Origin of the sequence: Pseudomonas aeruginosa (genome assembly GCF_001457615.1) — a bacterium.
GTDB lineage: Bacteria > Pseudomonadota > Gammaproteobacteria > Pseudomonadales > Pseudomonadaceae > Pseudomonas > Pseudomonas aeruginosa.
On sequence record NZ_LN831024.1, the window covers coordinates 2,715,656 to 2,740,606 of the forward strand.

At 65.7% G+C, this 24,951-nt stretch carries 18 protein-coding genes; 9 read left to right on the top strand and 9 right to left on the bottom strand.

What is annotated here, in order from left to right:
* Positions 1–677: 677 nt before the first annotated feature.
* From AT700_RS29455 to AT700_RS12715, 6 genes are all read right to left on the bottom strand, one after another.
* Positions 678–1,010: a hypothetical protein gene (locus AT700_RS29455; RefSeq protein ID WP_016253386.1), complete on the bottom strand. Its 333-nt coding sequence runs from the start codon at positions 1,008–1,010 to the stop codon at positions 678–680.
* Between the two features lie 655 nt (positions 1,011–1,665).
* Positions 1,666–4,329, bottom strand: coding sequence for an RHS repeat domain-containing protein (locus tag AT700_RS12690; protein ID WP_048521080.1), 2,664 nt, complete (start codon positions 4,327–4,329; stop codon positions 1,666–1,668).
* A gap of 14 nt (positions 4,330–4,343) precedes the next feature.
* Positions 4,344–5,885: a DUF6531 domain-containing protein gene (locus AT700_RS29460; protein WP_235438627.1), complete on the bottom strand. Its 1,542-nt coding sequence runs from the start codon at positions 5,883–5,885 to the stop codon at positions 4,344–4,346.
* Between the two features lie 219 nt (positions 5,886–6,104).
* On the bottom strand, positions 6,105–6,644 hold the full coding sequence (locus AT700_RS12705) for a GNAT family N-acetyltransferase (protein WP_023122486.1): 540 nt from the start codon (positions 6,642–6,644) through the stop codon (positions 6,105–6,107).
* Positions 6,641–7,492: a class I SAM-dependent methyltransferase gene (locus tag AT700_RS12710; RefSeq protein ID WP_003089732.1), complete on the bottom strand. Its 852-nt coding sequence runs from the start codon at positions 7,490–7,492 to the stop codon at positions 6,641–6,643. The genes AT700_RS12705 and AT700_RS12710 overlap by 4 nt, the downstream gene beginning before the upstream one ends.
* A gap of 53 nt (positions 7,493–7,545) precedes the next feature.
* A complete protein-coding gene (locus tag AT700_RS12715; RefSeq protein ID WP_003089729.1) occupies positions 7,546–7,767 on the bottom strand; it encodes a YgdI/YgdR family lipoprotein in 222 nt (73 codons plus the stop codon).
* 156 nt (positions 7,768–7,923) lie between these two features.
* Here AT700_RS12715 and AT700_RS12720 point away from each other — a divergent pair, with 156 nt between their 5' ends.
* The 3 genes from AT700_RS12720 (at position 7,924) to AT700_RS12730 (ending at position 12,240) form a co-directional block, all read left to right on the top strand.
* Entirely contained in the window at positions 7,924–9,504 is a 1,581-nt protein-coding gene (locus tag AT700_RS12720) for an alpha/beta hydrolase (protein ID WP_023122487.1), read from the top strand.
* Between the two features lie 201 nt (positions 9,505–9,705).
* The gene (locus AT700_RS12725; RefSeq protein ID WP_023122488.1) at positions 9,706–10,623 is read left to right on the top strand and encodes a hypothetical protein; all 918 of its coding nucleotides are present in this window, start codon (positions 9,706–9,708) and stop codon (positions 10,621–10,623) included.
* Between the two features lie 81 nt (positions 10,624–10,704).
* Complete coding sequence (locus AT700_RS12730; protein WP_003105794.1) at positions 10,705–12,240, top strand: sigma-54-dependent transcriptional regulator; 1,536 nt, start codon at positions 10,705–10,707, stop codon at positions 12,238–12,240.
* 7 nt (positions 12,241–12,247) lie between these two features.
* Here AT700_RS12730 and AT700_RS12735 read toward each other — a convergent pair whose 3' ends face one another.
* The gene (locus AT700_RS12735; RefSeq protein WP_023122489.1) at positions 12,248–13,990 is read right to left on the bottom strand and encodes an amidohydrolase; all 1,743 of its coding nucleotides are present in this window, start codon (positions 13,988–13,990) and stop codon (positions 12,248–12,250) included.
* 122 nt (positions 13,991–14,112) lie between these two features.
* Here AT700_RS12735 and AT700_RS12740 point away from each other — a divergent pair, with 122 nt between their 5' ends.
* From AT700_RS12740 to gcvT, 6 genes are all read left to right on the top strand, one after another.
* Positions 14,113–15,036, top strand: a complete 924-nt coding sequence (locus tag AT700_RS12740; RefSeq protein ID WP_003089722.1) for a LysR family transcriptional regulator — start codon at positions 14,113–14,115, stop codon at positions 15,034–15,036.
* A 258-nt stretch (positions 15,037–15,294) separates the two neighbouring features.
* The gene (gcvH, locus tag AT700_RS12745) at positions 15,295–15,678 is read left to right on the top strand and encodes a glycine cleavage system protein GcvH (RefSeq protein WP_003089718.1); all 384 of its coding nucleotides are present in this window, start codon (positions 15,295–15,297) and stop codon (positions 15,676–15,678) included.
* A gap of 10 nt (positions 15,679–15,688) precedes the next feature.
* Complete coding sequence (gene gcvP / locus AT700_RS12750) at positions 15,689–18,568, top strand: aminomethyl-transferring glycine dehydrogenase (RefSeq protein WP_019395834.1); 2,880 nt, start codon at positions 15,689–15,691, stop codon at positions 18,566–18,568.
* Between the two features lie 142 nt (positions 18,569–18,710).
* Positions 18,711–19,967, top strand: a complete 1,257-nt coding sequence (gene glyA / locus AT700_RS12755; RefSeq protein WP_003162506.1) for a serine hydroxymethyltransferase — start codon at positions 18,711–18,713, stop codon at positions 19,965–19,967.
* A 47-nt stretch (positions 19,968–20,014) separates the two neighbouring features.
* Entirely contained in the window at positions 20,015–21,391 is a 1,377-nt protein-coding gene (locus AT700_RS12760) for an L-serine ammonia-lyase (protein WP_003112071.1), read from the top strand.
* A gap of 93 nt (positions 21,392–21,484) precedes the next feature.
* Entirely contained in the window at positions 21,485–22,606 is a 1,122-nt protein-coding gene (gcvT, locus tag AT700_RS12765; protein WP_003122380.1) for a glycine cleavage system aminomethyltransferase GcvT, read from the top strand.
* A 45-nt stretch (positions 22,607–22,651) separates the two neighbouring features.
* On the opposite strand, the gene AT700_RS12770 is transcribed toward gcvT, so the two are convergent.
* Complete coding sequence (locus AT700_RS12770; RefSeq protein WP_003119384.1) at positions 22,652–23,527, bottom strand: hypothetical protein; 876 nt, start codon at positions 23,525–23,527, stop codon at positions 22,652–22,654.
* Entirely contained in the window at positions 23,524–24,486 is a 963-nt protein-coding gene (locus AT700_RS12775) for a polysaccharide deacetylase family protein (RefSeq protein ID WP_039700649.1), read from the bottom strand. The genes AT700_RS12770 and AT700_RS12775 overlap by 4 nt, the downstream gene beginning before the upstream one ends.
* Positions 24,487–24,951 lie beyond the last annotated feature (465 nt).

Consider the following 24,951-nt stretch of genomic DNA (forward strand, 5'->3'; position numbering starts at 1 on the left):
TTGGATCTGTCAAGAAAGGCAAAGGGGCGAGAAAATAAATATGTTTATTTCCTCTTTATAGTATAGGGTTTTCCTCTGTCTCTGGAGTTCTTTGTGTCTGGCTTTAGTTGGTGCTTGGGTAGCCATTTATTTCTACGGAAAGTTTCATTTCATGGATTTTATTGATCATTTTTTTTGAAAGGTGGAAAGGAAATATGACGGTTTCATCTGTATTGTAGTAAATTGCGATTCTAAAGATTAGGTTGCTAATTTCTTCCTCATTAGTCATGAAGGTCAAGCCCTTAAGGAAGGAGTAAGCATTATTTTCAAATTCCATCCAGTTAGAGAAGCTGAAGTCATCCGTGGATACTGAGATAGTGCTATTTTTCTTGTTTTTGAATGTGTGTCGGATGGGTAGGCTTGTGATAAATGAAGGAAGGTCAAATTTTAGACTAGGGTTGGCAGTTATCTCTAATGTGCATTCAAATGACATTTTTTCTCCGAATTCGTGAATAAAGGGGCGGATTTATTTTATCTACTCTAAATTTTCTGAGCATGGAGGCTCCTGCGCAGATGCTGTAAGGGAACTTCCCGATGCCTAGGCAGGAGCGAGTGGTTTAGCGTGGGCAGTCGCTGAAATTATAGTGGTAAAAATAGATCTTTCCCCTTTTCCCAGAAGCTCTATCTTTAGAGCTTTCTCAGTTTTTTATTGTGAACTGTAAAGTCATCAAAGCGATGAGTGCAATAATTAAGGTGAGGCAAGTTGATTGCAGGTAAAGGAGTTGCCTCCCTCTTTTCCTGATTTCTTTATTTTTCAAGGAATTGTATTGCTTTCGGAATATAAATTTCTCAAGCTTGAAGTCGTCTATTTTTACTAGATAGGATAAGAAATACCCTGATGGCCTGCCAAGCTTCTCCCAGGTGTTTAGCTCTTCTTTCTTTAAAATTCTTATGAATGTTGTTCTTTTTAGCTCTAAGACTACCAGAGTGATGGCGCACAGAACTGCTATTATGTTGTAGAGGCTACTCATTGCCGCTTCCCTCTTTTTCGCAGCTTGGCTCTCTATTTCGCTCTTGGCTGCAAGATGCTCCGCAGATCATTACTATTTTGCTATTGCATACTACCCCTTGCTCCAGGAATAAAGGAGTAAAAGAATAAAAGGGGCAGATTTATCTTCCCTGCTCTAATGCTCTGAAAAGGAGGTCCTAGACGCCGTAAGGGGACTCCGCGATGCCTCGGTAAGGGCGATTGGTTTAGCGAGTTATTCGCTTTGAGTGGTTTAGCGTGAGCGGTTGCTGAGATTATGGTAGTAAAAATAAATCTGTCCCCTTTCCCACGGTCCCCTTTTCTCACGGGTGTTGTACTCAGTTTTTGTGGTCGCCGCTAATCAACTAGATCGTGATCAATCTCCAACTCGACCCCTCGTAAAAATATAGAGGTAATAATAAGTGCTGACAAAAAATCCATCATCCAGAATATCCAGCCCTTGAATAGTAGTGCATTAATTGGAAGTGCGGCAAGAAAGAAGGCTGCATTCGCTACTCCTAAGTCTCTATGGTAGTTTCTTGCAATTAGTGTTGTTTTGCACTTTTTGCAAGTTGCTCTTCCGTCAGAGCCGAGCCTAATAAAAGAAATGCTGTTTCCACATTTCGGACAGGCCAAATTTAAGATTCTCATTATAATCACTACTCACACTGTTTGGGTGCATCTTCCGAGGGTGGGTCATATGGAGAACACAGCATATAACATGCCGTGCTGCTTACTGCGGCCCTACAAGCCGCACCAGCAGGCGTTAGCGGACCCCCAAGAATGCCGCATGGGACGCTAGTTGCTCTGCAAATCATCCGGCAATTGGATGGAATTCTGGTGTCACGTCCATCCCCATTCCTCATTACGCACTCTGCAGTCAGGCACTTTGCAGCAGGGTTAGGTGGTGGTGGATTCAGAATGCAACGTGTTTTTAGTCCATTATATCTGTCCCAATAAACCTCCATGTGACTACCCACGCCACAAAGCCCGTTGGGGTCAAAGTAATTTATTGGATTTCCAGTTACATACCCGAATGTATTAAGTCCTCCTGCCAACCCAATCGGATCACTCTCCACATACCGCCCAGTCTCCGGATCATAGTCGCGGAAGTAGTTGTAGTGCAGCCCGCTCTCCGCATCGTAGTACTGCCCGGGGAAGCGCAGGTTGACCTGGGTGCTGCCCTGGCTCAGCGCTTCGCCGCGGCCGAAGGCGTCGGACTGCCACTGCCAGGCGATCTGGCCGCTGGCATCGGTGGCCAGGCGCGGGGTGTCGAGGTGGTCGCCATGGAGGTAGAGCAGGGTCGGGTTGCCGACCTTGCCCTGGGCGTCGTAGTCGGCGTCGATGGTGGCCAGCGGCAGGCTGTCCAGCCACAGGTAGTACTGGGCTCGCAGTTTCCGGCCGCTGCCGTCGTGTTCGGCTTCGCTGAGCAATTGGCCGTCGGGGCCGTAGAGGTAGGTGGTGATGCTTTCGGGGGTGAGCTTGACGATGCGCTGGCCGAGGGCGTTGTAGCGGTATTCGGCGACCTGCTGGCCGTCGAGGCTGACGCTTTGCAGGCGGCCCTGGGCGTCGTAGGCCAGTTTGCGTGCGGGGCGGTCCTGGGTGAGGTTGCCGGCGGCGTCGCTGGTCACCACTTGCGTGCCGATGGCGGTCAATCGGTTGCTGTCGGGCGCGTACTGGTAGTCCTGGCTGCTGGCGGTGCCGCCTGAGGCGGGGTTGTCGCTGCGTTGGGTGCGGTTGCCGACCGCGTCGTAGGCGTAGCTGCGCCCGCCCTGGACGCCGCGTTCCTCGGTCAGGCGGTCCAGCGGGTCGTACTGGTAGTCCAGGGTGCCCCAGAGGCTGTGGCGGTGCTGCTGGATATTGCCATTGGCATCGTGCTGGTAGTCGCTCTGCCAGGGGCCGACCTTCTGCCGCAGCAGTTGGTAGTCCTGGTCGTACTCGCGGCTGAGAGTGATGCCGTTGCCCCAGGTCAGGCGCTGCAGCGGGCCGAAGGGCAGGTAGGCGATCTGCCCGACCAGGGTGCTCGGCGCCTTGTCGCCTACTGCCAGGGTCACGCTGGCGACCTGGCCGCCGGCGTTGCGCGGGTAGCCGATGGCGAGGCCGGAGGGGTAGCCGATCTCCAGCAGTTGGTTGGCCGCGTCGTAGCGGTAGGTCACGCGGTCGAGCAGGGTCTGCTGGTCGAGGCGGATGCTGCGTACCTGCTCGACCAGGTTGCCGCGCTCGTCGTAGCGGTACACCAGGCTGTCGCGGGCACCTTCGATGGCGCCCAGGCGGCCGATGCCTTTGTTGCCGTCGGCGGTGAGGTCGTAGCGGTACTGTACGTCGAGGCTCGGGTCGCTCGGCGAGTGGCGCTCGATCAGGCGATTGAGGGCGTCGTAGCGATACTCGGTGACCGCACCGCGAGCGTCGGTACGGCGGATGACGTTGCCGGCGGCGTCGTGCTCGAAGGTGGTGGTGCCGCTGTCCGGGCTGACCAGTCGGGTCAGGTTGCCGAGGCCGTCGTATTCGTAGCGGGTGGTGACGCCGCGCGGGTCCTTGACCTCGGTGAGGTTGTCCTGGGCGTCGTAGGCGAGTCGGGTCTTGCCGCCGAGGGGATCGCTCTGGCCGACCAGCCGGTCGAGGGCATCGAAGGCCTGGCTGTGGGCGAACTGGCGCGGGTTGGTTTCGCCGACCGGATTGTCGTTGAGGTCGTAGGCGAAGCTGCGTGTCTGGCCGCCGGCGCCGACCGCGCGGAGCAGCCGGCCAAGCTCGTCGTAGGCCCATTGCTGCTGGCGCACCAGGCTGCCGCTGGCGTCCTTGATGCGCTGGGCGGTGCGATTGCCCTTGGTGTCGACGTCGTATTCGAGGCGTTCGCCGAGGTTGTTGCCGATCGCCACCAGGCGCCGTGCGTCGTCGTATTCGTAGCTCAGCCAACTGCCGTCGCCACGGGTGACGCGGGTGATCTGGCCGACCGCGTCGTAGTCGAAGCGGGTGGTGCTGCCGGCGGTGCTGACGGAGGCCAGCCAGCCGTCGACGCCGGTGTAGGCGAGGCTGCTGGTGACGCCGTTGGCATCGGTGATGCTGCCGGGCTTGCCGCGCTCGTCATAGTCGCCGAGGCGGGTGACCTGGCCGAGGGCGTTGGTCACCTGGGTCAGGTTGCCGCGACTGTCGTAGGCATAGAGGGTGACGTCCTGCACATCGGTGCGCGGACCGTCGGCGCGCTCGATCAGGCCGAGGGCGTTGTAGCTGTAGCTCCAGGCGCGCTCGGCCGCCTGCGCGGGCAGGGCGAGGGCGAGGGCCAGGGCGAGGGCGCCGAGACGGGGGAAGTATGGGGGGATGCGCATGGGGGTCGTCCTTGTCAGCGGGTGGTGACGGTCTCGCCGGTCTTGCGTCCCTCGGCGTCGTACTGGTAGCGGGTGATCCGGCCGGGCTCGCTGACCTGCACCGGGAGGAACAGGGTCGGGTGCCAGTCGGTTGTGATGGTGCGCGCTTGTGCAGTGCCGGCGGCCTCGGTGCGCGAGGTCTCCAGGCCACGGGCGCTGTACTGGTAGGTGGTCAGGTTGCCGTTGTTGTCGCGTTTGCTGGTGAGCAGTCCGCGTTCGTCATAGGTGAAGGTGGAATTGCTGCTGGGGCAGTTGGGAGAGGGTTCGCCTTCGATGGCGACGATGCGCTTGATGCCCTGGATCACCTGGAAGCGGTAGGTGGCCTGCTTGCCGTATTCGTTGGTGACGGTGGTGGAGCCGTCATCGTTGTAGGCGAGGGAGACCTTTTCGGCGCCGTTGGCGTGTTCGCTGGAGATGGCGCGGCCTTGGTTGTCGTAGGCCCAGGTGGCGAACCGGCGATTATTGTTATCCTGGATGCCTGTAAGTAGTTTTATGTTCCTCGGGTCGTCATAGAGGTACTGTGTTTTCGTGCTGTATTGCCCATCTGTTCGTGTTACCGAAGTGAGTCGCTGTTCCTTGTCGTATGTGTACTCAATGGATATACCCCCTGTCTGAGCGCGAAGGAGTTGATGGTTGGTTCCCTCCGAGAGAACGAGCTTGTTGCCATGCTCGTCGCTAATCGTAAGATTAGCGCCTCGCTCTACACGATACTTGCGACCTTCCTTGGTGGTGAGTTTAGTGAGTATTCCATTCTGGTCGAACTCCATCACTTCGTTGAGTTCGGAGGTGTAGCTAAACTTTCCTGGTAACCGGCTAAGCCTGCCCAGATCTGTGATGGAGGTTAGATCTTTTCCCGATCCCGTGAACTCCGAGGCTTTTCCGTTTTCGCGGTAGAGTAGGAAGCCATCACCCTTGCGTGTTATACGCGCAGAATACGAATGTCGCCACAAGCCGTCCAGGCCGTTGTAGTAACGGGTCAACGGGATCGGAATACTTAAGTCGTGTTCAACTTGGTATTTGTTGCCATTGGTGATATTAACCGGATTTCCTGCACAGCCCTCTGGTGGAGGCGGTCCCTTTTCGAGGCCGTTTTTATCTGGAAGCTTACAACCAGAGTCATCCATTTCGTGACCAGGACGGCAATCGCATTCCCCCGTTTGCTGATTGTACTCAGCCCCCAGGGGGCACGATGAACCTTCACGAATCAAACGCCAATTAGGGCAATCACCATCACAGTGGCGAACATCGCTAGGCTTTTCGCGGTAATGATACGTGACACGGCAATATCCCATAAACACGTCTCCCGAAGGGCTCACAACCGGCACGGCCTCGGTAAATGCCCAGCTACTTTCGGTGCGATCAGCAACCTGTCGAGCTTTCTCACAGGATTCAGAGGGCGAGCGTGAGGTACTGCTTGAGTAGAAGGTAACTCGCCATCTATAGATGTCCTCGCCAAAGCACATCTCTGTTGCAAGCAGGGATGCAAATAAAATAAGTAACAGGTGTGGTTTCTTCACCTAGGTCTCCTGGAGTAAATTCGATTAAAGATATCTAGGTTGGGGAAGTATGAAAGTGTGTAATTCATAGGGGCTAGCGTACTCTGCTCTATGGAGTCGTGACGCTCTGTTAGAACTCTGAATGAGCGTATTCGAATGATCTGATGATCACCTGAAAAGAACTTCCTTTTTATCTGCTCACCAGCTTATAGTCCGCAATGAGACTCGATCCTCGGTGCGCTACTTGCTACCCCCTAACCCATAGACCAGATGAACATCCTCCGGCTCCAACCGATACAACTCCTCATCCGGTTCCATGCACAGCCGGCATCCGAGTCTCATATAGAAATCCACCGTGTTCTGCGACGGCGTAGCCGAAACGTAGAGCGCGCTGGCGCCGAGGTGGCGGGCCTGGGTGGCGGCGAGGTGGAAGAGGTGGGCGCCGAGGCCGCGGCGGCGGTAGGCGTGGCTGAGGTGGAGGAACTTCAGTTGCAGCCAGTCGCGCTCGGGGCCGAGGCGGCGTGGGTCGAGGACTACCGCGCCGATCAGGCGGCCCTGGTCGAACAGGCCGAGGAACCAGCCGCCGCGGTCGAAGCAGTCGAGCAGGATCGGCGTGTAATGCTCGGCCTCGCCCTCCGGCCAGCCGCGCATGTCGTAGAACTCGGGGCGCAGCACCAGTTGGCCGGCCTCGACGGAATACAGGTGTTCGATCACTTCGCTGCGGTCGATCTCCCAGACCAGGGGGATTTCGTCGCGGCGCAGCAGGCGTTCTTCGGTCATCGTGGTTTCCTTGCGCTGAGGCCGTACATCAGCGGCAGGCGCGGACGATCGGCGGGCGGCAGCATGCGTCCGCCGCCGCCGTCGCGCATGCCGTCGAAGCCGGCCCAGCCGTTGGCGTAGGGGTATTCCTCCAGCCGTTCGAGTTGCAGGCCGGCGCCGAGCAGGGCGCCGATCACATCGGCCAGGCCCCACTGGAACTCGTAGCTGGGATGAGGGTTGCTGAAGTTCTCGACGCCGGCGCGGTAGCCGGAGGGCGCCAGGCTGGCGCCGGACTCGGCGACGTAGTCGCTGACGCCGCTCTCGGCGATCGGCTCGCGGCTGAAGTAGTCGTAGGCCGGTTGCCAGTGTGGGTCGAAGTACAGGGCGAAAGGATGGAACTCCACCAGGACGAAGCGCCCGCCGGGAACCAGTACCTGGGCGATGCCGTCGGCCCAGCGCTTGAGGTCGGAGAGCCAGACCAGCGTGCCGTAGGAGGCGAAGACCCGTTCGAAGCGTTCGCCACGGGTGGCGGCGACGGGCAGCCAGCGGAGGATGTCGTCGCGCTGGAAGTCGGCGGCGATGCCGCTGTCGCGGGACAGCTGGCGGGCGAAGTCGATGGCGCTGTCGGCGATGTCGACCCCGGTGACGCGGGCGCCAAGGCGCGCCAGGCTCAGGCTGTCCTGTCCGGCGTTGCATTGCAGATGCAGCAGGCGCAGGCCGTCGAGATGGCCGAGCAGTTGCAGTTCCTCGGGATAGAGCGTGGAACCGCCGTTGCGGAAGAAGGCGGCCTGGTCGGCCTTGTGGCTGTTGTGCGCCCGGGTGGCGGCGTTCCACGACAGCCGGTTGGCCTCGTGCAGGTCGGATCGCATGGTTCGACTCCTTCCCTGGAGTGCGCCACCGCGCGGATGGCGGGTCCGGGGGATTACATGTCCTTGATGCTGCGCACCTGGTCCTTGTTGACGCGGGTGCGCTTGCCGTCCAGTTGCTCCAGTTCGTAGAAGCCGGAACTACGATCATAGCGCGGGGTATCCACCGCCTGGATCTCGCGGCCATCGTTGAGGGTGACGATGGTCGGGGTGGAGCAGCCGGCCAGGACGGCGAATGCGGACGAGAGCAACAGGGCGGGCAGCAGACGGGAGGTCATCGGAATTTTCCTTCGGACGGTTTTCGAGGCGGCGGATTCTACTCCAGTCGCGGCGCAACCGCTCTAGCCTGGATCACAGCGGCAAATTTCCGCTGTGATCGTACGTCTCTTCCGGTGAGCCGCCCGGATGGCGGCGCCTATTCGAAGGGAGATTCCATGTCTGCCGTTTCCACCTCGTTGTTGCTTTTCCTCAACCTGCTGACCCCGGCCCAGGCCGCCCAGCCCGTGCCGCTGGCCGATGGCCGCATCGAGATCGCTGCCGGCGAGAGCCGCCAGCGCTACCTCGACCTTGCCCCCGGCGAGTTGCAGTTGCTCGACCTGGAGGTCGACCGCGGCCGCGTCCGCCTGCGCGCCACCACGCCCGACGGCAAGGCGTTGCGCGCGACGGAGCTGGCCGGACGCCAGTCGCTCGGCCTGCAGGCCGGCGAGCGCCAGGGCCTGCGCCTGACCTTCAGCGCCGACGAAGACACCGCACTGACCCTGATCCCCACCCAGCGCCTCACCCCGCAGACCCCGGCGCTTGATTCGCCGGCGCCGCAGAGCCCGACCCTGCAACGCCTGCAGGCGGAGCTTGCGGAAAAGCGCCCCGGCGCGCTGAAGGCGTTCTGGAAGCAGGTGGCGAAGCAGGGCACGCCGCTGGTGGAGCCGCTGGATGCCGAACGTGTGCTGGTCACCTTCCTCTGGCGCCAGCAGCGTCCCGGCGACGTGCGCCTGCTGTGGCCGACCCCGGAGGTCAACACCCGCCGCTTCGAGGCCCTGGCCGGCAGCGACGTGCGCTACCTGAGCCTGCCGCTGCGCCGCGACGCGCGGGTTTCCTACCAGCTCAGCGCCGACCTGCCGGACCTGCAACAGGCCGATCGCGGCACCTTGCGCCTGGCGTTGCAGGCGGCGGCGCGGCCGGACCCGCTGAGCCGTACGCCGTGGCTCAACAGCCGCGCGCTGCCGCGGGCCGAGCAGGCCTCGCTGGTGCAGCTCGGCGGCGCCCCTGCCGAGACCTGGGACCAGCCGCGCAAGGACGTGCCGCGCGGCAAGGTGGAGCGCCTCGGCTATAGCAGCCAGGCCCTGGCCAACCAGCGCCAGCTGACGCTCTACACGCCGCCGGGCTACGACCCAGAGGGCCAGCGCTATCCGCTGCTGGTGCTGTTCGACGAGGACCACTACGCGCGCGACGTACCGACCCCGACCATCCTCGACAACCTGATCGCCGCCGGGCGTATCCGCCCGACCCTGGCGGTGATTGTCGGCAATGTCGACGCCAGCAGCCGGGGCCGCGAGCTGCCCTGCAACGAGGCCTTCGCCGACATGCTCGCCCACGAGTTGCTGCCCTGGTTGCAGCAGCGCTATGCATTGAGCGAGGAGCCTGCCGATCGCGTGCTTTCCGGTTCCAGCTACGGCGGGCTGGCCTCGGGCTGCATCGCCTACCGTTATCCGGAACGCTTCGGCAAGGTGCTGAGCCTGTCCGGCTCGTTCTGGTGGGGGCCGGACGAGCAGCAGCCTCAGTGGCTGGTACGGCAGTTCGCCGCTGGCGAGCGTTTGCCGCTGGCGTTCTTCCTCAGTTCCGGCCTGCTCGAGGAGCCCGAGGCGGACGGCATTCTCGGCAGCAACCGCAGCCTGCGCGCGGCGCTGCAAGGCAAGGGCTACCCGCTGCACTACCGTGAGTTCCCCGGCGGTCACGACTACGCGGCGTGGAGCCTGGAGCTTGCCGAAGGGTTGCAGGCCTTGTTGCCGACGCATTGAGCCGGCTGGCTGGCGTGGGGCGGATAGCCGCTTGCGGTTATCCGCCGTGCCGCGGCCTGGAGATGGGGAAGGCTGTCCGGAGCGTATTCGCAATGCCCACCGCGTTGCGGAATCGGAAAAAATCGTCCAGGGCCATTTGCCAGCGTCGGCGGATAGGGGACAATCGGCGTTCGCCTCAATCGAACGACAAGGATGTTCTCGATGCGCCGACTCTTGCGCCCGGTATTCTGCGCCGCGCTCTTCTGCCTGTACCCAGCGCTGGTCCAGGCTGCCGCCGAAAGCGAAATCCTCGGCCTGTTCCAGCGCTGGCAGGCCGCCCACGGGCAACGCAGCGGCAAGGCCCTGGAAGGGGTCTATGCGCCGCGCCTGGACTACTATGGCCGCGCGCAGACGCGCGAGCGCACCCTCTCCGCCAAGCAGGCCTTCTTCGCCCGCCATCCCGACTTCGAGCAGCGCATCGTCGCTGCGCCGCAGATCGTGCCGGGCGACCAGGAAGGCCGCTACGAGGTGCGCTTCGTCAAGCAGGTACGCCTCGACGGACGCCTGCGCAACTATCCGGGGCTGCTCCTGGCCGAGCGCGCCGGGCCTGGCGATACCTGGCGCTTCGTCGGCGAGAGCGACGAGATCACCCGCTACGCCGTCGACCCGCGGTACACCCCGCTGGCTCGCGGCCGCTTCGCCGGTACCGAGGCGGACTTCGCCTGGGTAGTGGCCCACGCGCCGAACAGCGCCGCCTTGTGCGACGAATACGAGGATTGCCGCTGCGACCTCTGGAGCGCCGACGCGCGCGTCCCGCCCAAGCCGCTGGGCAGTTGCACCGGCGCGGTGCTCAGCGTCCTCGGCGGCCTCGACGACAGCGGCCGCGAGCGCCTGCAACTGCTGCGTACCTGGTGGACCAGCACCTGGACCAAGTCGTCGCTGCTGGAAATCCGCGACGGCGAGTGGGTGCGGGTGCTGCCGGACATCTCCACCACCTGGGACGACGCCGAGGCCGAACTGGTGCTGTACAAGGCCGACCCGCAGCAGCCGGGCCGGGTGCTGGTGACCGAAACCGTGATGGACGACGAGGGCGACTGGAGCCACCGCACCCGCAGCGAGGCGCTGCGCCCCGTACCCTGACGCCGGCCCCTTGGGCTGGGCGGCGCCAGGCCGTACAATCGACGGCTTTATGGCGAGCGTCGCCGCAGTCCAGGTTCCCGCATGCGCATCCACGTCTCCTTCATCGACCGTGTCGGCATCACCCAGGAGGTGCTGGCGCTGCTGGGTGGGCGCAACCTGAACCTGGATGCGGTGGAAATGGTGCCGCCGAACGTCTACATCGACGCGCCGACCCTCAGTCCCGAAGTGCTGGAGGAACTGCGCGCAGCGCTGCTGGGCATCCGTGGCGTGCAGGCGATGACCGTGGTCGACATCCTTCCTGGCCAGCGCCGCCGCTTGCAGCTCGATGCGTTGCTGGCGGCGATGGCCGATCCGGTGCTGGCGGTGGACGGCAAGGGCCTGGTGCTGCTGGCCAACCCGGCCTTCAGCGAGCGCTGCGGACGCGACCCGGCCGGCGAGCGGCTGGCCAGCCTGTTCGACGATGAAACCCTGGAGGATGCGCTGGTCGAGCAGGGCTTCCGCCTGCCGCTGCGCGAAGTGACCTTCATGGGCCAGGCCCTGCTGCTCGATGCCACGCCGATCACCGAAGGGCCGGGCGAGGGCGAGCGGCACCTGGCCGGCGGCCTGTTGACCCTCTACGAACCGAACCGCATCGGCGAGCGCCTGGCGGCCTTGCACCATGACCATGCCGAGGGGTTCGAGATGCTCCTCGGCGATTCCCAGCCGATCCGCACCCTGAAGACCCGTGCGCAGCGCGTGGCGGCGCTCGACGCGCCGCTGCTGATCCACGGCGAGACCGGTACCGGCAAGGAACTGGTGGCGCGCGGCTGCCATGCCCTGAGTGCGCGGCACAACTCGCCGTTCCTGGCGCTGAACTGCGCGGCGTTGCCGGAGAACCTGGCCGAAAGCGAGCTGTTCGGCTACGCCCCCGGCGCCTTCACCGGCGCCCAGCGCGGCGGCAAGCCGGGCCTGCTGGAGCTGGCCCACCAGGGCACGGTGTTCCTCGACGAGATCGGCGAGATGTCCCCCTATCTGCAAGCCAAGCTGCTGCGCTTCCTCAGCGACGGCAGCTTCCGCCGGGTCGGCGGCGACCGCGAGGTGAGGGTCGACGTGCGGATCCTCAGCGCCACCCACCGCAACCTGGAGAAGATGGTCGCCGAGGGCAGCTTCCGCGAGGACCTGTTCTACCGCCTCAACGTGCTCAGCCTGGAAGTCCCGCCGTTGCGAGAGCGCGGCCACGACATCCTGCTGCTGGCGCGGCACTTCATGCAGCAGGCCTGTGCGCAGATCCAGCGCCCGGTGTGCCGGCTGGCGCCGGGCACCTACCCGGCGCTGCTGAGCAACCGCTGGCCGGGCAACGTGCGCCAGTTGCAGAACGTGATCTTCCGTGCCGCTGCGATCTGCGAGAGCAGCCTGGTGGATATCGGCGACCTGGAGATCGCCGGCACCGCCGTGGCGCGGCAGAACGACGGCGAGGTGGGCAGCCTGGAGGAGGCGGTGGAGGGCTTCGAGAAAGCCCTGCTGGAGAAGCTCTACGTCAGCTATCCATCGACCCGCCAGTTGGCGGCGCGCCTGCAAACCTCGCACACCGCCATCGCCCACCGCCTGCGCAAGTACGGCATCGGTCCGCGCGCCTGAAGCGGGCTCAGCCCTCGCTGGAATACACCGGCTTGCCGGCGAACCAGGTCTTCAGCACCTTGGTTTCGCCCAGTTGCGTCTCCGGCACCTCGAACACGTCGCGGTCGAGGACGATGAAGTCCGCCTGCTTGCCCGGCTCCAGGCTGCCGATCCGGTGCTCCAGGCCGATGGTCCGCGCAGCGTTGCGGGTGTAGGCGTAGAACATGGTCTGGCGGTCCAGGCGTTCGCCGGCGTTGAGCACGCCCTGCGGGCCCTTGCGGGTCACCGCCTGCTGGATGGCCTTCCACGGCGACAGGCTGGACACCGGCCAGTCGCTGGCCCCGGCGATGGTCGCGCCCTTGCTCAGCAGGGAGTGCGCCGGGTACTGGTAGCGGTAGGCGAAGGCACTGATATAGGGCTTCATCAGGTCCACCGTGGTTTCGTCGGCGGCGGCCCAGTACAGCTGCATCGAGGCGATCACGCCAAGCGGCCTGAAGCGCTCGAACTCCTTGGGATTGACCAGTTGCAGGTGGGTAATCGAATGGGCGATGCCGCTGTCGCGATCGCGCCGCGCCTGCTGCATGCCGTTCAGCGCCTCGCGCACCGCGCGGTCGCCGATGGCGTGGACGTGGACCAGCCAGCCGCGGGCGTCGGCGGCGCTGACCAGTTCGCCGAAGTGCGCCGGGTCGATCAGCAGTTCGCCCGTCTTCCTGCTGTTGCGGTAGGGCTCGAGGAGCGCGGCGGTCTGCGCCGGGTATTCCGGTACGCCGTCGGCGAACACCTTGATTCCCGGCAGGGTCAGGTTGGGGCTGCCGAGGAAGCGCTGGCGCACCTTGTCCAGCACCTCGAGGTCGGTCGGCCGGCTGCGTGGGTTGGCGACCAGGAGGGCGGCGACGTGGGCACTGAGTTCGCCGCTCTTGGCCAGCCGCTGGTAGACCGGTAGCACGCCGACGGTGTTCTCGTCGGGCCTGAGGCTGAACAGGGCATCGCCCGGCGAGCCATTGGCGGCCGGGTCCATCCATGCGGTCAGGCCCAGCGAGTTGCTGTAGCGCACCGCGCTGCGTCCGGCTTCTAGCATCTGTTCCGCGCTCGGCGCCGGCAGTACCGCGAGCACCGCGTCGAGACCGGCATCGGCGAGGAAGCCGTTGGGGGTGGCGTCGGCGTCGTGGCCGATGGTGTTGCGCTGTTCCTCGGGCAGGGCGCGGACCCGCGCGGCGTCGATGCCGGCGCGTTTCAGCATGGCGGCGTTGGCCCAGCCGGTGTGGTGGTCGCTACCGATGAAGGCCAGCGGCTGGTCGGCCCATTCGCCGTGGTCGAATCGCGCTCGGAAGTCCTTGACCTGGCTCCAGTAGGCGGTATGCATGCCGCTGACATTGAGCATGTCGCCATGTCGCGCCTTGCCGTTGTCGCGCCAGGCGCGCAGGCGCCGTTCCAGTTCGTCGAGGCCGACCTGTTCGTTGCCCATGTCCGCGCCGGCCAGCTCCAGGCCGCCGAACACCGCGTGCGAATGGGTGTCGATCAGGCCGGGCATCAGGCGCTTGCCGCCGAGATCGACGACCTGGCTGTCGCCATCGGCCAGGGCGCGCAGCCCGGCCTCGTCGCCGACTGCGAGGATCCGCCCGTCCTCCACCGCCAGGGCCTCGGCGAAGGGTTGCTGCGGATTGGCGGTGAAGATCCTGGCGTTGACCACCAGCAGGTCGGCGGCGCCGAGGGCGTGCAGGGGGATGGCCAGGCAGGCGCCGGCGAGGAGGGTGGGAATCCGTTGCTTCATGGTGGTTTCCTTTGCTTCTTGGTCTTGTGTAGCGTGGCCCGGGCAAGGCGAGACTAGCCAAAGCGCCGGCCCGGCAGAACCGGGCGCGACGCACAACACTTGTGCCGGAACGGAAGGAGTCGATGGACAAATTGAATGCCCTGGCGATGTTCGTCGCCACTGCCGAAACCGGTAGCTTCAGCCGTGGCGCCGAGCGCCTGGGCAAGACGCCCTCGGCGCTGACCAAGGCCGTCGCCCACCTGGAAGCGGAACTCGGTGCCCGCCTGTTCGAGCGCACCACCCGCAGCCTGGCGCTGACCGAGGCCGGGCAGATCTACCTGGAGGCGGCTCGTCAGTCCCTGGAAACGCTGCGCACGGCGGGGCAGGAGATCGAACTGCTGGAGTCGGAGTTGCGCGGCGAACTGCGCCTCGCCGCGCCGCCGTCGTTCGCCGCGGCGTTCCTCCAGCAGGCCTGCGCCAGCTTCCTCGAGGCGCATCCGCGGATCAGCCTGCGGGTGGACCTCGACGAAACCTTCCTCGATCTCAGCGAAGGCGGCTACGACCTCGGCCTGCGCGACGGCCCCATCGACCTGCCGGGGCTGGTGGCGCGGCCGCTGGCGCCGAATCAGATCGTGCTTTGCGCCAGCCCCGCCTACCTGGCGCGGCAACCCGCGCCGCAAGGCCCGGAGGACTTCGAGCGGCACGCCTGGCTGGTCTTCCAGCACCCTTCGCTGAACCAGAACTTCTGGTGGATGGAGCGCGACGGCGCCCGCCAGCGTATCGACCAGCCGCGCCCGCGACTGGCCAGCGACAACTACGACTTCCTGCTCGCCCACCTGCTGGCCGGGCTGGGCCTGCAGTTCTGCCCGCAGTGGAGCGTCGCGCCGCTGCTCGGTGAAGGGCGGCTGGTGCGCCTGCTCGGCGACTACCACTTCGACCCGGGGCCGTTCGGGCCCTCCATCCATGTCCTCTATCCGGGGCACCGGCGCAACACGCGGAAGGTCCGCGCGTTCCTCGAGCACCTGCGCGCCAGCTTGCAGCGACAGGGGCTGTGCCATCGGCTGTAACGCTTCGGTTACGAGTGGAACGAATTCGTTCCGATTGCCGGAAAAACCTTTGCTGTCAGGCGTTTGCGCTCTGGTTCGGGAAATGTCCGGCGGGTCTGTAACGAAAGCGTTCCATGGCGGCCCTGTCCGGGTTTCCCCCGCGCCCGGCCACGCCCCGTGGCGACAGGGTCGGGGCCGCTTGGCACCCTGCTTGCTACGGGCAGCCGCAGAACAAAGTCCCGTCCCGACCGGGCGACCCGCTGACAATGAGGATCCAGCATGAGCAAGTTGCGCTTTACCACCGACCACGAATGGCTGCGCCAGGACGACGACGGGCTGCTGACCGTCGGCATCACCGCCTACGCCCAGGACGCCCTCGGTGACGTGGTATTCGTGCAGTTGCCGGAACTCGGCGAACACGCCGCCGGCAGTGAAGTGGCGGTGCTGGAGTCGGTCAAGGCCGCCAGCAACATCCTGATGCCGCTGGACGGCGAGGTGGTGGCGATCAACGACGCGCTGCCGGACGCCCCGGAGCTGGTCAACCAGGATCCGCTCGGCGAGGCCTGGTTCTTCCGTTTCCGTCCGGCCGACGCCGGCGCCTGGGAAAAGCTGCTCGACCAGGCCGCCTACGACCGCCTGCTGAACGCCAACGCCGACGCCTGAGGATCCCGCCATGACCGATAACCTGAACCTCGGCGCCATCGACCTGGGCACCGACGACGAATTCATCGCCCGCCATATCGGCCCGCGTGCCGCCGACACCCAGGCCATGCTCCAGCGCCTGGGCTACGACTCGCTGGACGCGCTGATCGGCAACGTGATCCCCGACAGCATCAAGGGCAGCAGCGTGCTCGACCTGCCGGCCGGCATGGGCGAGGCCGAGGCGCTGGCCAGCCTGAAGGCGATCGCCGCGCGCAATCGCGCGTTGCGTTCCTTCATCGGCCAGGGCTACTACAACTGCCACACCCCGGCACCGATCCTGCGCAACCTCCTGGAGAACCCGGCCTGGTACACCGCCTACACGCCGTACCAGCCGGAAATCTCCCAGGGCCGCCTGGAGGCGCTGCTGAACTTCCAGACCCTGGTCAGCGACCTGTCCGGCCTGCCGATCGCCAACGCCTCGATGCTCGACGAGGCGACCGCCGCCGCCGAGGCCATGACCTTCTGCAAGCGTCTGTCGAAGAACCGCACCAGCCAGGCATTCTTCGCCTCCCGCCATTGCCACCCGCAGACCCTCGACGTGCTGCGCACCCGTGCCGAGCCGCTGGGCATCGAGGTGGTGGTCGGCGACGAGAGCGCCATCGAAGACTTCTCCGCCTACTTCGGCGCGTTGCTGCAATACCCCACCTGCGACGGCGAGATCGTCGACTATCGCGAACTGGTCAGCCGCTTCCATGCGGTCGATGCGCTGGTCGCGGTGGCCGCCGACCTGCTGGCGCTGACCCTGCTGACCCCGCCGGGCGAGTTCGGCGCCGACGTGGCCATCGGCAGCGCCCAGCGCTTCGGCGTGCCGCTCGGCTTCGGCGGCCCGCACGCGGCCTATTTCGCCACCCGCGACGCCTTCAAGCGGGACATGCCGGGACGCCTGGTCGGCGTCTCCATCGACCGCCACGGCAAGCCGGCCTACCGCCTGGCCATGCAGACCCGCGAGCAGCACATCCGCCGCGAGAAGGCCACCAGCAACATCTGCACCGCCCAGGTGCTGCTGGCCAACATCGCCAGCATGTTCGCCGTCTACCACGGCCCGCAGGGCCTGCTGCGCATCGCCCGGCGCACCCACCGGCTGACCGCGATCCTCGCCGCCGGCCTGGAGCGCCTGGGCGTGGCCGTCGAGCAGAAGCATTTCTTCGACACCCTGAGCCTGGCCACCGGCGCGCGTACCGCGGCGATCCATGCCAAGGCCCGCGCCGCCGGGATCAACCTGCGCGAGATCGATGCCGGCCGTCTCGGCCTGTCGCTCGACGAGACCGTCCGCCAGGCCGACGTGGAGACCCTCTGGGGCCTGCTGGCCGAAGAGGGCCAGGCGCTCCCGGACTTCGCCACCCTTGCCGCCAGCAGCGGGGACCGCCTGCCGGTCGAGCTGCTGCGCCAGTCGGCGATCCTCAGCCACCCGATCTTCAACCGCCATCACTCGGAAACCGAGCTGATGCGCTACCTGCGCAAGCTGGCGGACAAGGACCTGGCGCTGGACCGCACGATGATCCCGCTGGGCTCCTGCACCATGAAGCTGAATGCCGCCAGCGAGATGATCCCGGTGACCTGGGCCGAATTCGGCAACCTGCACCCGTTCGCCCCGGCCGAGCAGAGCGAAGGCTACCGCCAGCTCACCGACGAACTGGAGGCGATGCTCTGTTCCGCCACCGGCTACGACGCCGTGTCGTTGCAGCCCAACGCCGGCTCCCAGGGCGAGTACGCCGGCCTGCTGGCGATCCGTGCCTACCACCAGAGCCGCGGCGACAGCCAGCGCGACATCTGTCTGATCCCGTCCTCCGCCCACGGTACCAACCCGGCTACCGCCAGCATGGTCGGCATGCGCGTGGTGGTGGTGGCCTGCGACGCGCGCGGCAACGTCGACGTCGAGGACCTGCGCAACAAGGCCAGCGAGCACAAGGAACGCCTGGCCGCGCTGATGATCACCTATCCGTCCACCCATGGCGTGTTCGAGGAAGCGATCCGCGAGATCTGCGCCATCGTCCACGACTGCGGCGGCCAGGTGTACATCGACGGCGCCAACATGAACGCCATGGTCGGCCTGTGCGCCCCGGGCAAGTTCGGTGGCGACGTTTCCCACCTGAACCTGCACAAGACCTTCTGCATCCCCCACGGCGGCGGCGGCCCGGGCGTCGGCCCGATCGGCGTGCGCGCGCACCTGGCGCCGTTCCTCCCCGGCCACGCTCGCGGCGAGCGCAAGGAAGGCGCGGTGAGCGCGGCGCCGTACGGCAGCGCGAGCATCCTGCCGATCACCTGGATGTACATCCGCATGATGGGCGGCGAAGGCCTCAAGCGCGCCTCGGAAATGGCCATCCTCAATGCCAACTACATCGCCCATCGCCTGGAGGAGCACTACCCGGTGCTCTACGCCGGCGGCAACGGCCTGGTCGCCCACGAATGCATCCTCGACCTGCGTCCGCTCAAGGACAGCAGCGGGATCAGCGTCGACGACGTGGCCAAGCGCCTGATGGACTTCGGCTTCCACGCGCCGACCATGTCCTTCCCGGTGGCCGGCACGCTGATGATCGAGCCCACCGAGAGCGAGTCGAAGGCCGAGCTGGACCGTTTCTGCGACGCGATGATCCGCATCCGCGAGGAAATCCGCGCGGTGGAATGCGGCGAGCTGGACAAGGAAGACAACCCGCTGAAGAACGCGCCGCACACCGCCGCCGAACTGCTCGGCGAATGGAACCACGCCTACAGCCGCGAGCAGGCCGCCTATCCGCTGGCCAGCCTGGTGGAGGCCAAGTACTGGCCGCCGGTGGGCCGCGTCGACAACGTCTACGGCGACCGCAACCTGACCTGCTCCTGCCCGCCCATCGAGGCGTACAGCGAGGAGTGACGGACGAGGAGGGCGCCGCCAGCGGCGGCGTCCTCGCGTTTCCGGCGATACCCCTTTCCCGGCGCCGCGCTTGCGTAGCGGCGCCGCGGCCACGCTCGCGCCAGCGAGCGTCCTGACACCGACACGACAAGAGGCCAGCGCCATGTTCAGCAAGCACGACCAGCTCCAGGGCTACGACGACGAACTGCTCGCCGCGATGGACGCCGAAGACCGGCGGCAGGAAGACCACATCGAACTGATCGCCTCGGAGAACTACGCCAGCAAGCGGGTCATGCAGGCGCAGGGCAGCGGCCTGACCAACAAGTATGCCGAGGGCTATCCGGGCAAGCGCTACTACGGCGGCTGCGAACACGTCGACAAGGTCGAGCGGCTGGCCATCGACCGCGCCAGGCAACTGTTCGGCGCCGACTACGCCAACGTCCAGCCGCATTCCGGTTCCTCGGCCAACGCCGCGGTGTACCTGGCGCTGCTCAACGCCGGCGACACCATCCTCGGCATGAGCCTGGCCCACGGCGGCCATCTCACCCACGGCGCCAAGGTGTCCTCCTCCGGCAAGCTGTACAACGCCGTGCAGTACGGCCTGGACACCGCTACCGGGCTGATCGACTACGACGAAGTCGAGCGCCTGGCCGTGGAGCATAAGCCGAAGATGATCGTCGCCGGCTTCTCCGCCTACTCCAAGACCCTCGACTTCCCGCGCTTCCGCGCCATCGCCGACAAGGTCGGCGCGCTGCTGTTCGTCGACATGGCCCACGTCGCCGGGCTGGTCGCCGCCGGCCTCTACCCGAATCCGATCCCCTTCGCCGACGTGGTCACCACCACCACCCACAAGACCCTGCGCGGCCCGCGCGGCGGCCTGATCCTGGCGCGCGCCAACGAGGAGATCGAGAAGAAGCTCAACTCCGCGGTATTCCCCGGCGCCCAGGGCGGCCCGCTGATGCACGTGATCGCGGCCAAGGCGGTGTGCTTCAAGGAAGCGCTGGAGCCGGGCTTCAAGGACTACCAGGCGCAGGTGATCCGCAACGCCAAGGCGATGGCCGAGGTGTTCATCGGGCGCGGCTACGACGTGGTTTCCGGCGGCACCGACAACCACCTGATGCTGATCAGCCTGGTGAAGCAGGGGCTGACCGGCAAGGCCGCCGACGCGGCGCTCGGAGCGGCGCACATCACGGTGAACAAGAACGCCGTGCCGAACGATCCGCAGAGCCCGTTCGTCACCTCCGGCATCCGCATCGGCACCCCAGCGGTGACCACTCGCGGTTTCCGCGAGGGCGAGTGCCGCGAACTGGCCGGCTGGATCTGCGACATCCTCGACGATATCGACAATCCCGAGGTCGGCGAACGGGTCAGGGGCCAGGTCGGCGAATTCTGCCGGCACTTCCCGGTCTACGCTGATTGAACAGGAGCGCCGCCATGGTGGCGGCCAATCCGCAAGCGGAGACGAGCATGTCCCTGAGTGTCTTCGATCTGTTCAAGATCGGCATCGGGCCGTCCAGCTCCCACACCGTGGGGCCGATGCGTGCCGCCGCGCGCTTTGCCGAGGGGCTGAGGCGCGAGGGGTTGCTGGAGGCCACTGCCAGCGTCAAGGTCGAGCTGTACGGCTCGCTCGGCGCCACCGGCAAGGGCCACGGCAGCGACAAGGCGGTACTGCTCGGCCTGGAGGGCGAGCAGCCGGACACGGTGGATACCGCCGCGATTCCCGCTCGGCTCGATGCCATCCGTTCCAGCGGCGAGCTGCGCCTGCTCGGCGAGCGGCCGATCCGCTTCGTCGAGAAGGAACACCTTGCGCTGATCCGCAAGCCGCTGGCCTACCATCCCAATGGCATGATCTTCCGTGCCTTCGACGCCGCCGGCCTGCAGGTCCGCAGCCGCGAGTACTACTCGGTGGGCGGCGGTTTCGTGGTCGACGACGAGGCCGCCGGCCTCGACCGCATCGTCGAGGACCGCACGCCGCTGGCGTTCCCCTTCAAGACCGCGCGGCAACTGCTCGACCATTGCGTCCGCGAAGGCCTGTCGATCAGCCAGTTGATGGCCGAGAACGAGAAGGCCTGGCGCCCCGCCGAGGAAACCCGTGCCGGCCTGCTGCGTATCTGGCAGGTGATGCAGGACTGCGTCGAGGCCGGCTGCCGCAACGAGGGCATCATGCCCGGCGGGCTGAAGGTCAGGCGCCGTGCGGCGGCGCTCCACCGCCAGTTGTGCCAGCGGCCGGAGGCCGGCCTGCGCGATGCCCTCAGCGTGCTCGACTGGGTCAACCTCTACGCCCTGGCGGTGAACGAGGAGAACGCCAGCGGCGGCCGCGTGGTGACCGCGCCGACCAACGGCGCGGCGGGGATCATTCCGGCGGTGCTGCATTACTACGCGCGCTTCATCCCCGGGGCCGACGACGACGGCGTGGTGCGCTTCCTGCTCACCGCGGCGGCGATCGGCATCCTCTACAAGGAAAACGCCTCGATCTCCGGCGCCGAGGTCGGTTGCCAGGGCGAGGTCGGCGTGGCCTGCTCGATGGCTGCCGGGGCGCTCTGCGAAGTGCTCGGCGGTAGCGTGCAGCAGGTCGAGAACGCCGCCGAAATCGGCATGGAGCACAACCTCGGGCTGACCTGCGACCCGGTCGGCGGGCTGGTCCAGGTGCCCTGCATCGAACGCAACGCGATGGCTTCGGTGAAGGCGATCAATGCGGCGCGCATGGCCCTGCGCGGCGACGGCCAGCACTTCATTTCCCTCGACAAGGTCATCCGTACCATGCGCCAGACCGGCGCCGACATGAAAAGCAAATACAAGGAAACCGCGCGCGGCGGCCTCGCCGTGAACATCATCGAATGCTGAACCGCGCCGCTGCGCCGGCGCTTCTTTTTTCTTTCCCGACAATCGATCGCGGCTCTCCGGCAGACAGGAGGCCGGGATGCCATGGAGTGAAACATGACCGCAGAAACCCTCGCCAAGACGCCCCTGCACGCCCTGCACCTGGAACTGGGGGCGAAGATGGTGCCCTTCGCCGGCTATGACATGCCGGTGCAGTACCCGGCCGGGGTGCTCAAGGAGCACCTGCACACCCGCGAGCAGGCCGGTCTGTTCGATGTCTCGCACATGGGCCAGATCCGCCTGGTGGGCGCCGATGCGGCGCTGGCCCTGGAAAGCCTGGTGCCGGTGGACATCCTCGACCTGCCGGTGGGCCAGCAGCGCTACGCGTTGTTCACCGACGAGCAGGGCGGGATCCTCGACGACCTGATGGTGGCCAACCTCGGCGATTGCCTGCTGCTGGTGGTCAACGCCGCCTGCAAGCACCAGGACCTGGCGCACCTGCGTCGTCACCTGGAAGACCGTTGCAGCGTCGAGCCGCTGTTCGAGGAGCGTGCCTTGCTCGCCCTCCAGGGACCGGCGGCGGTGCGGGTGCTGGAGCGCCTGGCGCCGCAGGTGGCGCAGATGACCTTCATGCAGTTCGCCCGCGTCGAGCTGCTCGGCCAGGACTGCTACGTCAGCCGCTCCGGCTATACCGGTGAAGACGGCTACGAGATCTCCGTGCCCGCCGCCCATGCCGAGGCCCTGGCGCGGCGCCTGCTGGCCGAGCCGGAAGTGGCGCCGATCGGCCTCGGCGCGCGCGACTCGCTGCGCCTGGAAGCCGGCCTGTGCCTCTACGGCCACGACATGGACAGCGCCACCACGCCGGTCGAAGCCAGCCTCGGCTGGGCCATTTCCAAGGCGCGCCGCGCCGACGGCGTGCGCGCCGGCGGCTTCCCCGGCGCCGAGCGGATCTTTGCCCAGCAGGCGCAGGGCGTTGCCAGCAAGCGCGTCGGTTTCCTGCCGCAGGGGCGGATGCCGGTGCGCGAGGGCGCCGAGATCGTCGATGCCCAGGGGCGGGCGATCGGCAAGGTCAGCAGCGGCGGTTTCGGTCCGAGTCTCAACGCGCCGCTGGCCATGGGCTACGTGCCGAGCGAGCTGGCCGGCCTGGGCAGCGAGGTGACGGCGATGGTGCGCGGCAAGCCGGTGACCCTGGTGGTCAGCAAGATGCCCTTCGTGGCGCAGCGCTACTACCGCGGTTGAGCACTGGCCCTCTCTCGCCTCGGCGGGAGAGGGCGGCGACCGGCCTCACGGGTGTTTCGGCCGCTGCCGTTGCAGGCCCAGCTTCTTGGCCCGGTGGAATACCGCTGCGCGGGTCTTGCCGGTCTGCTGCGCACACCATAGCGAGCCGCGCTGCTGGTAGTGCTGGCGCAACAGATCTTCCTCGGACTTGCTCCAGATCGCATTGTTGCGGTCGCGCCCGCTGTGCGGGGAAAGCTCCTCGGCCTTGCTGGCGACACTCTGGTAGCTGCGGCCGAGCATGTAGGCGCACCAGGCCAGGCTGCGCTTGCTGCCGTGGCGGCGGATGAACTCGACTTCTTCGCTGGACCAGGCGGCCGGTGCCTTCGGCGGCGCCTTGCGGTCCAGCGAGCGGGCGAGGGCGGCGCGGGCGCGCGCCACCGCCTGGTCGCCGGGATTGTTGCGGCGGGTCACGCCGAGGGCGCGGCGCCAGCGCCCCACCAGGCTCGGACTGAAACCCCACCAGAACTGCACCGACTCGGCGCATTCGGTACGTACCGCGCGCAGCAGGTCGCCGCAGAGAATCGGCGAAGGGCGGCCGCTGCGCTTGCGCGTCGGCCAGCGGAACAGGCCGTCGGTGAAGCCGCCGACCTCCACGGCGCCTTCCAGCTCGTCGACCAGCCAGTCGCCGGGGATCACCAGTGGGCTGGTGTAGGGCGCGCCGAGCAGCAGGTGGTTGATGGTAGCGACAGAGGTAGGGGTGTCTGCAGTCATGGGACGATCCTTGCTGATACCGGGCCAGCTGGGCTGGCCATATCCCTGAGAGCGGCGTCGCTGCGGCATGGCGGGCGACGGCGCGTTCGCTTCCCGTGGTTCGGGCGGTCTTCCGGCGGAGGGCGACTGCCTGTCGCGCCTCCTTGGGAACGGGCTGGAAGCCATGCTCATGGGCGGGCTCCACGATAGATGTGCCAGGCCAGCCGGCCGGGACGGGCGGCGATCGCCGCATCCACCTCGATGCGCGGCAGGTCCAGCGGGTCGCAACGGGTATCCACCAGGCCATTGCGCGCGCCGAAGGCGAAGCGGTAGCCAAGCCGACCGAGGGCGGCGCGCAGGCCGGGTTGCGCGGCGGGTGTGGTACGAGCTTGGCAGAACACCGGCAGGGGGGCGGCGCAATGCTGCTGGAGCTGGCGGTGGGCGCGGCCGAGACAGTCCTCGGCGCAAAGGCCTGCCGATGGGTGCGGCTCCTGTCCGCGCAGGCCGAAGCGAAGCAGGCCGCTGTTTTCCAGGCGGCGGACCCGCTCCCAGTCGCCAGCGCTGTACAGTGCGGGAACCGGGCAGGCCGCGTGCAAGGCCTGCTGCGAGGCCGGGTCGAGGCGTTCCAGCTTGCGCAGGAGGAGGTCGAGGTTGCGGCTGCGACGCTGGTCGTCGCCGGTGCGTTCGAACACCGCCATGAGTGCCGCGCCGCTATAACCCTCCAGCAGTTCCAGCAAGGGTCCGGCGGCAGTCGCATCGGCCTGCCAGAGCGTCTCGGCCACCGCTTCGCGCCAACTGCGCGGGTCACCGCCGATGAAGGCGCTCGCCGGCATTTCGTAGCGTTCCAGCAGCGGATAGACCTGCTCGGCCAGTTCCGCAGGGTTGCCGTCGACGCTCAGGGCGATCCGCAGGCAGGCTGGAGCGGGGCCTTCGAGCAGGTGTTCCAGGGGAACGCAGAGGAAGTGCCGCTGTAGCCATAGCAACAGGGTTTCCAGGTCCTGACGATCGAGGCAGTGACCTTGCCGGTGCGGCAGGGTCGCGCGCCGGCGATCCGCGACTACCGGTCCCAGGCGCAGCACGATACCGTTCTGGCGCAGCCGGCGCTGGCCTACGGAGGAGTTCAGGAACGTCATCCCGATCAGGCTTCGCATGGCTTCCCCCGGCTCATCGACGATCCGTCACCGGCGATCGTTCCCTGCGCGCGGCAGGGCTTTCGCCAGCCTGTCCGGAGGCTGTGCCATGGACTCCGGCCCCGGCAGTCGATTCGGTCATGGGCGAGCCTCCTGGGGTAATCCGCACAAACGTTTGCTGCGACCACGCAATGCGTGGCTCGAACCGGGGCTTGGCGAGGCCCCGGCGGTTGTTCGATAAGGACTGCATGGCACCGGATAACGCTACAAAGGATCGATATGATTCTTTTTTGACGCTATCACAGTCGATGGTCGGATTATTGACGCTCTGCCGCTGTTATAAAACCGTCAGGCTATGCGAAAAGGCCTGCCGGCTACGCGTCGAGGCCCGGAATGGCGTGCCTTTGCGGGGGAGATGAGGGCTCCGGTAGGCCTATGCGGATTGGTTATAAGAAATCCGATTTGAATGAAAATTGCCGACGAATG